The organism is Photorhabdus viridis (assembly GCF_040256935.1).
GTDB lineage: Bacteria > Pseudomonadota > Gammaproteobacteria > Enterobacterales > Enterobacteriaceae > Photorhabdus > Photorhabdus viridis.
In genome coordinates, this window is record NZ_JBEJZY010000020.1 from 23,579 (window position 1) to 36,807 (window position 13,229).

General features: G+C 39.2%; 8 protein-coding genes. 2 read left to right on the forward strand and 6 right to left on the reverse strand.

The window, feature by feature from the left end; all coding sequences use genetic code 11:
- Positions 1-61: 61 nt before the first annotated feature.
- The 6 genes from ABR397_RS10500 to ABR397_RS10525 all read right to left on the reverse strand — a co-directional run bounded on the left by ABR397_RS10500 (position 62) and on the right by ABR397_RS10525 (position 6,836).
- Entirely contained in the window at positions 62-805 is a 744-nt protein-coding gene (locus ABR397_RS10500) for a 4'-phosphopantetheinyl transferase family protein (protein WP_350305712.1), read from the reverse strand.
- A 45-nt stretch (positions 806-850) separates the two neighbouring features.
- Positions 851-1,864 carry a fimbrial protein gene (locus tag ABR397_RS10505; RefSeq protein WP_350305713.1) on the reverse strand — a complete coding sequence of 338 codons (1,014 nt, stop codon included), beginning with the start codon at positions 1,862-1,864 and terminating at the stop codon, positions 851-853.
- Between the two features lie 221 nt (positions 1,865-2,085).
- A complete protein-coding gene (locus ABR397_RS10510; protein WP_350305714.1) occupies positions 2,086-3,048 on the reverse strand; it encodes a fimbrial protein in 963 nt (320 codons plus the stop codon).
- 27 nt (positions 3,049-3,075) lie between these two features.
- Positions 3,076-5,556 carry a fimbria/pilus outer membrane usher protein gene (locus ABR397_RS10515; protein ID WP_350305715.1) on the reverse strand — a complete coding sequence of 827 codons (2,481 nt, stop codon included), beginning with the start codon at positions 5,554-5,556 and terminating at the stop codon, positions 3,076-3,078.
- Positions 5,557-5,579: 23 nt separating this feature from the next.
- Positions 5,580-6,248: a fimbrial biogenesis chaperone gene (locus ABR397_RS10520; protein ID WP_350305716.1), complete on the reverse strand. Its 669-nt coding sequence runs from the start codon at positions 6,246-6,248 to the stop codon at positions 5,580-5,582.
- A 51-nt stretch (positions 6,249-6,299) separates the two neighbouring features.
- A complete protein-coding gene (locus ABR397_RS10525; RefSeq protein ID WP_350305717.1) occupies positions 6,300-6,836 on the reverse strand; it encodes a fimbrial protein in 537 nt (178 codons plus the stop codon).
- Between the two features lie 1,672 nt (positions 6,837-8,508).
- On the opposite strand from ABR397_RS10525, the gene ABR397_RS10530 reads away from it, so the two are divergent.
- Entirely contained in the window at positions 8,509-12,558 is a 4,050-nt protein-coding gene (locus ABR397_RS10530; protein ID WP_350305718.1) for a DUF6137 domain-containing protein, read from the forward strand.
- Positions 12,559-12,699: 141 nt separating this feature from the next.
- On the forward strand, positions 12,700-13,143 hold the full coding sequence (locus ABR397_RS10535) for a hypothetical protein (protein WP_350305719.1): 444 nt from the start codon (positions 12,700-12,702) through the stop codon (positions 13,141-13,143).
- The last annotated feature ends 86 nt before the right edge of the window (positions 13,144-13,229 follow it).

Genomic DNA, 13,229 nt, shown 5'->3' on the forward strand with positions numbered 1-13,229 from the left:
CTGACGATAAGAGTACCCGTTTTTTGACCTGGAACAAATACCCACTCAGTACCGGTCTGAGCTACTGAATAATCAGCGTTAATATTTCCTGTGGATAGATAATAAACTGCCCACGGAATACTGTACCTGCCGGATAATGAGGAGTGAGTGTTTCCCGTAACACTAATGTTATTTCATTATTTTCGAGGGATAGGTCAGTAATTTCAGCCGCTTCAAAGCCAAAGAACCGTTTTACTTGTGGATAAAGCGCTTTATACAAGCTTTCTTTTACCGAAAAAGCGAGGGTAAATGCCTGTTCAAAGGGGAAATGACAATGTTTCAGGCGTTGTATTTCTCTGTCATCCACGATCATTGTTATGAGTTCATCCATATTTTGACGGCTGACAATAGTTTCGATATCGACACCAATTAATCTGTTATTCGTTTGTGGTGCTGCCAATACAATTGCACAATGCGCTGAATGAGAAACCGAACCGCAAATATCTTTTGGCCAAATTGGGGCACGATCATTGCCTGAGATCAGATTAAACGCCGGTTGCCCTAATTGTGCTAAAAGTTGTCTGGCGCAATAACGTGCTGCCAGATATTCAGCCCGCCGTTTATTGACGGCCTTGGCTAACTGAGCAGGGAAAGGAAGATCTAACTGTTCGAACAGTTCATCGTGATAATGTGACAGATCAAAACGGGCTTGCCAAAGATGTACCTGAGGATACTGAATAACGGTTCCATACTCGATTTGAGTGATAAAGCCATTGCCATATTCCGGCAGCGGTGCTTGGGTGGTGTGTATAACTGTCTGTTCCATGTTTATTATCCAGATAATGAAATATCCTACAGTCTATACTTAATATCACTCATATTGAATTGTAAAATGTGCGATAGCGTTAGCTTCTCCACCTGTTATTTTACTATCGGTTTGGTAATAACGAGCGGTGAAAGGTAATGTATAGGTGGCGTTTGCTGTTGCATATCCGAAAACCAGTGGGTTTTCCAGAGAAACCGGTGTTGTTCCCATATATAAGATTTGTACGCCAACGCCTTTAGCTGTATTTCTCCTATTGGGATTATTTAATTGAATGACACTATCTGGAGCATAATCTATTTTTTCTGCTGAAAAAGTAATTTTGGGCTTAACATTTTCTGTACATTTAATTTCGATATTAAAACCCATATTACCCGCAGTAGAGCCTATACCTTTAAATAAAGAGCTGTTCACACTACCAAAATTTACCATTGGCCTTGGGGTTGTTGTCGAGCAAGTTTGTGTTTTTATCATATAGTTATTTTTAATTTTTATTCTTATTAACTCTGTACCTGCAAGTGTCTGTAATATAGCAATCTTTCTTGGCCTGAGTACTTTACCGGATGGCAATGCCCCTTCTTGGTAAAGATAAACACTGATTTTTCCTATATCTTTTAATGTCATTCCATCTTTATATTTATAAATGTAATTACTGCCGCTTGTTGCGGGTAATTTCATATTCTCTTCTTCTCCAGAGGCAATAAGATAGAAATAGAGATTATCTATTCCTGTGGTTATCATACCTGTACCATGAGGCGTATTTCCAGGTTTAGATGGATATACATCTCCCATAAAAATAAGCGATTCGCCTGTTGGATCACAATCATGGGGATTAAGAAGGGGCGTGTTTTCATTAATATTCATCAGTTGGGCGAGTTGCAATGGCCTAAACTCGCCTATAAGAATGCTTTTTTTCTCATTTATATTGGGATTAATGTTAATACTATTAAGATCAATGTCTAAGCTAATTTGTCTTGCGTTTAATAAGCAGCGTGCGTATGTATTTGTCATGCTGAGTAATATTAATGTAAATATTGTGATTATCATTAAGTAGCGTTTCATATAGATTCCAGTTGAGATTTATTCTTAATTACTGATAATTCAATGAAGCCAGAATAATGCTATTATCTTTCTGATATAATTTACTGATGAAATTAATATGGCAGATTTATTTTTGGTATAAATCTGCTTTTAATTCTTGCTTAATACTACTGTGGAGAGTTTCTCTTTTTATATGTTAGCATAATGTTAATATGCTAATCTCAATGGAGAAGATTGTAAAGCTATTTATATTCAATTGTAAAATGTACTGTGGCGTTAGCCTTTCCCCCAGTTATTGTTTTATTGGTTTGATAATAGCGGGCAGTAAGTCGTAAATAATAGAGATCTTTTTCACTTCCCCATTTAGCTATAGGAATACGTGTGTTCATATAAACAGGTCTATCTTCATGTAACAATTGAACACCAATACCGTTGGCTGTATTTCCATCGCCGTATTGATGTAATTTAATAATGTTATTTAGGCTTGAGCTCACGACTTCCCCTGAGAAACTAATATCAGGGATATTTTCATCTTTACATTGAATCACAATATAAAAACTATTATCGCCTGCTGTAGAACCTTCTCCTTTAAATGCAGAAGAGTGAATCTTTTCGAACTTTATTTCTTGATAGGGTGTTGATGTCATGCAGCTTTTACTGCCAATGATATTGTCCTTGTTATATATGATATTTATTAATTTTTTACCATCATCTGTTGATAAAGAAGATATTAGCCCTTTTTTTAGTGTGGAGCCTGATCGGATATCGCTTTCTTGAATAAGCTTAATTTTTATTTTCCCGATATCTCTTAAAGTTATTTTTTTATTGATACCATCATGAGAACTACCATTTCCATCATAAGATACGAAAAAATATAAATTATCTACACTTGTATTTATCCAGCCACTATCTTTGTATAATTTTATTTCACCTGATTTTGTTTTATAAATTATGTTTTCATTATTATCACAGGTAGCAATAGTTGTATCGGCTTTAATTCCCACTTTGTTAGCCAACTCCATTGGACCATATTCAGCAATGGTAATAGGTCTTCGAGTGTTAAAATCTGCATTGATAATTTCATTTATATTAACATTTAAATCAATAGCTTTAAATTTTTTGTTTAATGTACATGTGGCAATTGATTCTGTAATATTGAATAGTGTCAATATTAATATTGCCAGTGTAATTAATTTATTTTTCATATTGTTCCGAGATAAATATTATGTTAGTTACTGACAACCCAATGAAGCCAGGATAATACCATTATTTTTCTGATATAATTTGCTGTCAAAATTAATATAACAGCTTTGTTTATCGCCTAAATCGGCTTTTAATTCTGCTGTGTCACTCACACCGCTAAGGAAGACTTCACTTCTTTCATTCACCATACCATTGACGCCATTCTTGCTGGTGATTACTGTTCCGAACGGGAGTTTTTTACCTTTATGCTGTAAAGATAAAAATACTCGATGACCAACGCGAATCGAATAATCCGCCAGCACCAATGCGCCTTTCGTTGGAATAACTTTAGCCGTCGGGTTATCAATATCGACGTCATCACTGAATGTATTGGTATCAAGAGATAACGAATTTTCCCGATATTGCGATATATAAGGAACAACGGTATATCCCCGCCAGTCTGTACTGATAGAAGTATTATTAAGGACTTTTGCGTTGACTGCCCCAGGGGCGCGAATTAAGGCACTGGCGCCGCTTTCGCTGATATTTTGAGCCAGAGTAACGCCATAGGGATGGGCAATAATTGCACCTTCTAACCCATAATTAATGCGTTGATTTTTACCATGATCCGTGGTGTAACCGGCATTAATTGAACCATATGAGCCTCTATAATACAGACTGGCGGCATTACCTGATTGTTTTTCTTTCTCTGATTTTTCATAACTGTAATCCTGAGAAATCGTATAACTTAGATTTTGTTGTTCCAGTAATGAGCCGGATAATGACATCGAATGCTGGCTGTCACCGTTTGTATTATAAGAGGTGTTATAATCTACGGTTGCACTGTGATTATCTGATGGCAGCCACTTGTCCAAAGGAACACTGATATTAAGTGAAAAAACCTGATCGTTATTAATTTTTGAACGATTACGGTGATAGTTATATCCCAATGATAAAGAGATATCACGAATACTGGTGTTATAAGACATAGAATATGATTGATTCTTGCTGGTCTTATCTTGCCAATAATCTTGTTGCCAAGCAGATAATGAAAAACTGCCATATTGACCTAAGCTCTGGCCCATTGTTATTTGCATCCGGTTTTTTGGCGCGTTATTTCGGTGGTTATCAGTAAATTGGCGGCTATTATTAGCATCGCTAAAGCTGTAATAACCATTGGTATTATAGCGATAGCCGGCCAATGTCACCGTTGTATTGGTCGCGGTAAAACCTTTGCTGTAACGTATCTGATAAGACTGGCCGGTTTTCTTTTCTCCGGTTGAGAAATGCGTTTTTGCATTTGTCACATCTATTGACACTGCACCAAATGAGCCAAGATTATGCCCTAAGCCTAATGCACTGCCTAAATAGTCAGGAGAAATAATGGCGCCGCCATAAATCGTGGTGCTGTCCCATAACCCGTAAATCGCCTCTGTTTGAATAAACCTTTTTTTACTGGTTTGTTTGCCGCCACTGAATTTACCGAGATTAACCAGGTATTTTATTTGACCTTCACGGATCATCAACGGTGAGGCAGAAAAGGGCTGAGTAAATTTCCTGACTTTGCCATTTTCTTCATAAATGGATACTTCCAGATCACCATTAAGGTTGCTCGGATAAATATCGGTAATTTCAAAGGCGCCCGGTGGAACAAAAGTTTGATAGATAAGATTATCTTTCTGATGGACTTCTATTCTGGCGTGAGTCATGGCAATACCGCGAATAACAGGGGCAAAACCTTGCTGGCTATCTGGCAGCATTTGGCTATCAGACATCAATTTAACGCCATTAAAAGTAAAACTATCGAATACCATACTGTCGGTTGATGTTTCCCCCAGTACCAGACGAGATCTTAATGGACGAATGTCCCGTTCAGCATAGGCTTTAAGTGATTTCCATTCAGATGTCGTGCTATTACGGCTGTAATAACTACTATGGCGAACACGCCACGGACCTAAATTAAAGCCACTGCGTAAATTCAGATATTGATTCTGTTCACTCTGATTTTTATTCCAGGATTGCATCCCTGTCAGATGATAATTGGTGAAAAACATAGGCACACCATCATTCCATTGATCAGGAGAGATATCGCCCCTGATTTGTGATCTCATTGCCGCCTGAGGAAAATTCAGGTGCAAAGTAAGCTGGCTTAAATCCAGCTCTGTTGATGCCTGTTTGATATATTTCTCTGGTTGAGAAATGATTTCTTGTTCAGAAAGTGACGCTAATTCAGGAAAGCTTTCCGTTTTTACCCCGATTTCCTTGAGTAAGCTGACAGATAGTTCAGGGCAAAGTTTATCTCCACACTCGATAAAGGAGAGATTTTTAATGCCGATATCTTTCTTATTGACAATAACATTCACTTTATAGATGCCTGGAATGTGAGAATCTGTTTTTGCCAAGCTATCCAGGTTAATATTTTCCCGGTCTTCATCTGATAATTGTAGTGCATTGATATCAAAGTACAGCTCTGCATATACTGGTAATGATAAACAATAAGCAATTAAAGCAAAGCTGATTATCTTTTTCACAATACTCTCATCAGATTATTTTATTAGAAACTAAACAGGCGCTCTTCTGTTGTTCCACCGTAGTCATTGATAGCCGTCAGAGTGACCTTTTTTATACTACTTTTAGTTGGAAATACCTTATCGCTAAAAGGCGGAATAAACCCGGGTTTATCGATTGATTTCCCGTCAATTTTCATTTCATTAAGATTAACGTAATAGGCTGTGGGGTTGGTTAATTGAATGCCATTGGTATTACGTGATATTTCTAAACGATTGATGGCATTATTAGCGTCATTATCAGATAACCCGGTTGGACGATAAATCAGTTTGATAATGTTTTTTATCGTGATGATCATTTTGCTGTTGTCATTTTTTTCCACGGCTGGAATCGCGTTGACATTTAGCAAAAATATTGATTCCCGATCCGCTGGCAGATGATTGCCGATATATGAAACACGGATCTGGTGTTCGCTCTCTTTCGATACCTTAAACAGTGGCGGTGTGATAACAAACGGTACTTTGTTTTGACTGTTATCGATATTATCTACCCACGATTGAACAAGATAAGGCCTTTCTGTGTCCGAGTTTGTGATAGAAATAGTGGCTTCTTTTTGTGAGCCATTATAGATAAGGCGAGTTCCACCTAAAGTTATTCCTGCTTGTGCCTGAAATACAAATATGGCAAGAATAAATGAGATAATAATACGAAACATTTTTGTTCCTTAAACTAAAAATGACTCACAGGATGTGAGGTAAATATTTACTTATGGATAAGTAATTGTGAATCTTACTTCACTGGTAAAGGCACCAACAGTAATTGGATTTTTTGTTGATACTAAATCAGCATCAAGATTAATAGTTGTAGCCCTATTCTTTACCTTAATAATACCATTAGGTTGTATTTGTTGGTTACTATTATCTTTGTCATATAGAGCAATCGCGACATTTTTAAGTGTTGTCGGGAAATAATTAGTATGACCGTTGGTAGATCCATTGTCTACCGTTCCTGCTGTAAACTGAGCCTTAATATTTGAGTAATCAGGACAGCTTGTAAGGTTAATCGTAACTGGTTTCTTGCTGTTTAATAAGGACGTATTAGCCGGTTTATTTAATGCTGTAGTTACAACTCCAAAATTTATGTCAAACTCTTTGCCACCAGCGCCAGTGCCACCAGTAATAGAACAAGTTGAATCTAAAATTGTCCCTCTGAATTTAATGACTCCATCAGCAGATAACGCATTGAAGCTGGTAAAGATTCCCAATACCATAGCCAAAGAAGCCCAAATAAAATTCTTTTTCATTTTAAAAATACCTTACCTTAATAAAGATGTGTGTTTATGTATAATAAAACCATATACCCAACCAGAGTTATAATTTAATGGTTGATTATATAATTGAATTAATTTACATAGTGATATATAACTCGACTGAGTTTTTACCTCTATTTTGCATATGCTTTTAATTTTCTACTAAGCGTTTTTTACTGATAAATAGTTGGTCAGTAATTTCTGTGATCTTTTCTGGATATATCATCATGTTTGTTAATAATAATCTTTGATATTAATTTTAGCCTAGGAAGCAATTTTTTCTCCCAAGTATCATCTATTACTGCAAATCTCTTAACGTTATTAATAATGATTCTTATTTTTGTTAAAATATCGCAAATACTCAGATATGATAAATTTTCATACCAACCATGAAACTTTTACCAGGTGATTGTTATAATGCAGTGAAAAGCTCTTTTGGGTAAGATATATGCATGGATAAATTTATCTTTATTGTCTGTTAAGCGGATGCCCACTAGTGAAATAACTGCATTAATGAAAACGAACTATCATTGTTAAGCTCGGTACATGTATCTTACACCAATGTTCTGATTGAGCCAACCATAGGGCTGCTATATTAATACAATTAACCAAATTGCCATCTTGATTATAACTACGATAGCAATAAATTTTTCTTAATATCATTAACTTGTTTTCAAGTTGGAACTTTCATCTTTCTTTAGGGCTATTCTCATGCGATGGAGAGGAGTATTAACTAAAATATGATCTTTTTCAACAACTTAAATAAAAAAAGAGAGTTTTTTTTCTGTTTTATAAAAATATCTTGTTATTTCATAATGTTATAATTATAAATTAATCGTTTGATTTGGTGTGGTTGTATGTAATTTTCAGATTTAAACAATTGATTAAATGATTTGAGCAGAGGAAATAGTAGTGATATTTATTATCCAATCTAATGTTTTATCATTAATAATGATATGAATCAGACGATTTAGTTCGTTTTTTCTGGTGGTTTGTTGGAATATTCTATTGTTAGTGATTCTGACGTGTATTTTATGATCAAAATCATTATCGGTAGTTTTGATTGTGAAGATTTAATCATTAATCAGGCAAGAATAACTGTATTAGCAAGGGTTAATCTGTGTTTCCGCTGTTTTTTTACCGTAGGCCTTAATAGTAGTAACTTAGGGAAATTACATGGAAATCATGAATATGGGCGTTGTAATGGAAAGATGAACTATCATAATAAGGTAGATGGAAAAAGAAACCATCAGTTCCAGATAGGTTTTCCGACAAAATAATAATTGATTTTTAAATGTGCTATGTGATGCATGGATTCGATGGTTTTATATCTCATTTTGTCGTTAGTGAAATTCAACTCAAGGAAAAATTCAGTCAGCAGAGAAGCCAAGGTGATTAACAGGACGTATACACAGTGTTGAGTGAAAAAAATCAGCCAGTAAAATACTGGCAGGTTATATGAAAGCACATAATGTCGATACAGGTAGTTATTAAACTGTTTAAAATTATCCATTGTTATTTTCCATGTATTGACTATCGAGCAGGCAATTTAACACAGCATCGCATGTTATAGAAAATAAAGCGGTGGGAGGAAAGTCGCGACTCATACTTGTCAACGCCAAAACTCACCTAGGATTCTGGTTTTAAAAATAAGAAAATAAAACGTATGACTGCAAAATTTGAACGATTGCACCAACTTGCCCAGCACGTCGATTTTTCGGCCCTTATTCCCCCTTTGGTAGCACTTCCTGCCGATGAAGCGCTTGCTATCACAGCGGTTTCTCCACAGGCTGATGCTGCTCTGCTATGCACCCTCTACAGCAAGCATATTACCGAGCGGCACGATTGGCTTAAACAGGTAGTGGAAGTCTGTGGCCCGCCTCCCTGGATTGTTCGTAGCGCTGGTCTGGAGGATGGCGGCACTTTCGTCAATGCGGGTGGTTATGCCAGTGTAATTTGCCATCGCACAGCAGATTTTGCCGATACTGTTGCTACGGTTACTTTTAGTGGATTTGAATCTCAGGCTATTGCACAGCAGCGGCTAATAAATTCTGATTATCAACCGCAGCCAATCACCTGTTTTGTTCAGCGGTTGATTGAAGGCATTCCCTCTCTCGTGGAACCCTTACAGGCACCCTATTTGACCGCTGATGTATGTCATGACTTGTACAAAATTATCATGCAGTTGCATCAACATTTCGCTGAAGTTGCGTTAGATACTGAGTGGGTATTGGAAACAGATCATGGCCTGGTATCAGCCACCGGACTGACCTTGGCTACCTCCGATGGCGTCCGGGGAGAACTGGCGTTTGGTTTTGGCTTTGCGTCGGCGCAATCACCTGGTTCAAGAGTAAACTCGGTCGCCTATCATTGGCCGACATTATCTGCTCCCTTGTGGTATGGCTCACAATTACGCCAAGTGCACGTCAATAAACTTTGGTTAGTACAGGCGCGCCCTGCACCGGGTTACACGCTTGAACGCCGTGTTCAACGGTTAACAGCCGAGGTACGAACCGAGTTGGCGCGTTGTATGCGCGCAGTACCGGTAACAGCACTATTGCATCCTACTGCGCCCTCTTTAGGTAGCTTCCTTTCTGCATCGACATTGGATGATGCCTGGTCTCGTTACCTGCGTCTCCCCCCGTCGGTGCAAACGGCGCTTACCGCTGTCTTCATTGAATATGGGGTAGCCAGTGAACATGCCGGCATCATGTTCCGCCAACAAAATTTGCCGGTTTTTCTTATCCAACTAACAGATCTACCCGCTGTTCCTTGGGTAGTCATTGATGGTATGGGTGAACTGGCCTACTTTAGTGCACAAAAGCCGCTTATCGTACTGAAAACGGAAACAGCCAAATCGGTTAATTTGCCGGCCTCAGTACAACATGTGTTTGACGGCCGTGAATCCCTGCCAATAGCGGAGCTTACATCTCAACGTATTACCGATCTTCTGCAAAACGCGTTGACCGGTTTACCCGTGTTAACGGAAAAAGCCTATACCACTCTTAAACAACGCTCAATTTTTCCAACAGACACCTGGCTACAAAAGGGTAATGTTGTCCGGAGCCCCAGTTTGACCGGTTGGCTCCTTGCACAGGCAGGTGAGAGAGCCATGGAGTTTCTACCTTTTGATTGGTCGGCAACTGATGTAACAGCAGATTATCTTTGTGTTCTTACAGCCAAAAGCAGTCCGCAATCTGCGTTACCGTGCTTATGCAAGGCTATCCCAACACTTGCAGACAGGATTATCCAACTCAATGATCTGCGTCTACTTATGCAATTAATCAAAACCGAAGCATGGATTGAGAAATTGCCATCCATCCGACTGGCTCCATGGGTTGATGCTGCGATAACCGAACCATATAGCGATGCACACCTGTTGCTGGAATGTATACTTCATATACTCGCAGATACAGAAATTCTGCCCATTTACGAGGCTGCCGATCGGCTAGATATCGTACATTGTTTGGTCGGCGCAGCAGAATCCGGGCTTTCTCTTGTCTCTCTATTAGAAATAATACACCACAACCAGCTAGCACCGACTGCGCTCGCTAGCCTGGTATGCGCACCCAAAGCATTTGCTGCCTATCTGGCTTTTTTGGCTCCTCTGAAACGCTTTAAGGTGGCTGCTGCATTGGCTGGCGCCAGCGAAGCAGCCGATTTACTGCAAGCTACAGCCAGCCTGGTGAAGGCCCTGCATGACGCAAACTTACCAACATTGAAGGGACTTTGTCGTATTGACCTGGTGGATACTTATGATCAGGTGCTTAAAGCTGTATTAACCGATGTGGTAGATCGGCGCGATCCCGTCACATATCAGTGTTACCTCGATCTGCTAAGTGGTTGGATTGCCTTTGCTCAACTGTCGACTCTTTCTGCCACGGAGGAGGCTGCATTACGCTCTTTTCTAAGATGGATAGAGCGTGCTCGTTATCAATCCATGCCCGACAATTTTTTTCTTGAGTTAAAAGAAGATATTGCGGAATGTTTGGGCGATGACTTCTTACGCTGGCAAGTTCTCATACCCATTGCCGGTAATATGGATCTTGGTCAACTCCCTCTAGAAAATGCACATCAACTACACAATCTCTTACATCAGTGGATGCTGGCTCGCTTCCGAACTGGAACAGGTTCTGAACTGCCTGCTCCTCTACGTAAATTGATAAATATCGCAGATGGTTTTGGCGATGCGCGTTCTTGTCTGCTGAGGTTAACACGGAACATTTTAGAGATCTCACTCCCCTTTGTGGTACACAAGGCCAGCTTCCTTTTCAATGAGAAAGAGTTGATTGTTGAATTTGCCGAACTACCGAACGCTCCGGAAGAGGACATTGGTCGTTTACATGTATTCGAAGCGTTGGCATTACGTATCGTCGAATGGGAACCTACATGGCGGGTATCATTGAATCGGGTCTGTCAGTTAGGCACCTGGACGCTTTTTTTGCGCATGCAGCGTACTGATGGCGCAGGCTGGCAAGCTAAGGATTTACATCAACTGGTGCTCTGGTTACGAGTGCTGTTCGATACTGCTTATGATTTCTCGTATGTTCCTAATGATGACGTTTTACATGTATATGAAATGGTTGATCATGCTCCTTGGCGTGAGCTGTTTCGCGCTTATGCTACTTACCGGGCGGCGATTAATTTTTCTACTCAACGTATCACCGTCTATTCATTGCCCTTTGCCACAACGCTGGCAGCACTTTGCCTGAATCAGTCTGTACGTGATGAGGTAACAGCAGCCTGCATTGCTGGTTTTGACAGCGCCTGGAAAGCCTTTCACTACATTGTTGAAAAATTGGAGAGAGCCGCAACTGACCAAAACCAGTGGGGGATCCTTCACACCACAGCAGGGCAACTGGGATTGTTGCTTTCAGCGATGTGGCCGGAACAGACATTGATACGGATGGCGCAAGCGCCGCTATCACCAGTTGCCGCTGAACGAATTGGTGTCAATCTGTTACATCGCCGTGACCTGACTGCCACATTGCAACAATTGATTACAGTGCCGGAAAATGCGGCTTTGCGTGATTTGGTGTTACACCATATTCCTGAAATCGCTGTGAATGTAAACTCTGCCTCTACAATTGCAGATGAAGTTACAGGTTGGCAAAGTAAGTTTAAGCGCTGCAAGGAATACCTGCTTGCTCATCATGCCAATTTACTCTCTGACAGCCAATGCCAGCAATGCGTCAAGCAGCTCGGACTGGTGCCCTATGGCATAACTGAGGAAATTGAAACCTCGATTCAACGTGCTCTGGTTCACACAGCCGCAGAGGTGAAAGGCCGTTTTAAACTGGCCGAAGTTGACCCTATTGCTATTATTCGCGCCATTGGTACAGAGGCTGGCGCCAGTGTGCTTCAATGCAAATCAGGTAGTTTGTCATGCGGAAAGATTTTGGGAGAAACCAATTCAATATCAGTGAATTACATTCGGCAATTGATTATCAAAGTCGCCTGCGACACGACAGGTGATAATGCAGAAGAATTAATCAAGCGCGGACGGCTGGAGATCCCTCCACGCGATGCGATTGAATTTGTGGTACGCCTGGAAGCACTGTTTGACTGTGTTTTGGGATGGTTGCGATATGAGCCTTTGTCAATAGAGATTAATGAATTTTCGGCGGTCGTGAATAATGCTCTTAATGCGCGCGTATATACTGTATCAACATGTGTGACATATGAGGAATTGATGCCGCGCCCGCACAAATATTGAAACCATTAACTGTTTTATTTTAAATTATTTTGAGGGCAGATTAAAATGATGTATTTTTGGCCTAACTTTTGGGGCTTCATCTTTTTCGTGTCCATTTTTTTGTTATCTGTTCGTGTGTTTCTTTCGTTGGAAAGGAAATTTATGAAGGCCATTTTTTGTATCATAATTTTCTTTTCTTCATTTTGTTCTATTAGAACTATGATTGGTATGTTTGGGGACAATTTTGAAGCTGAAACTAAGATGTTACTTAGAGGAAATTTTGTAGGTAACGATAAAACCGATCCTGCTTTTTTAGCATCAATAAGAGATATTAGAAAAATTACAGGATTTCAGTTAGTTAACATATATGTTCATTCAGTATGGCATGGCAAATACCATTTTCGTGGTAAAAAGATTCCATTTAATATTTATGAAGTTAATCTTGAATGGAAAAATAAGAAAAAAGATAGGGTAGAGTATGATTGCTTTATGATGTCTTATGCTAATGATATAGAAAACGATTATTTGAGAGAAATGAAATATTCAGATGATTGCTGTAGAAAAGATGAATGGATTCTTAAAATAAAAGAAAGCATTAATCAATAAGAATATCTCTATGATAAATAAGGTGTTGGATGCAATGCCTTTTTTGATTGAGTGGGCCTAAATTTAGGCTCACTCAGTATCTTGAT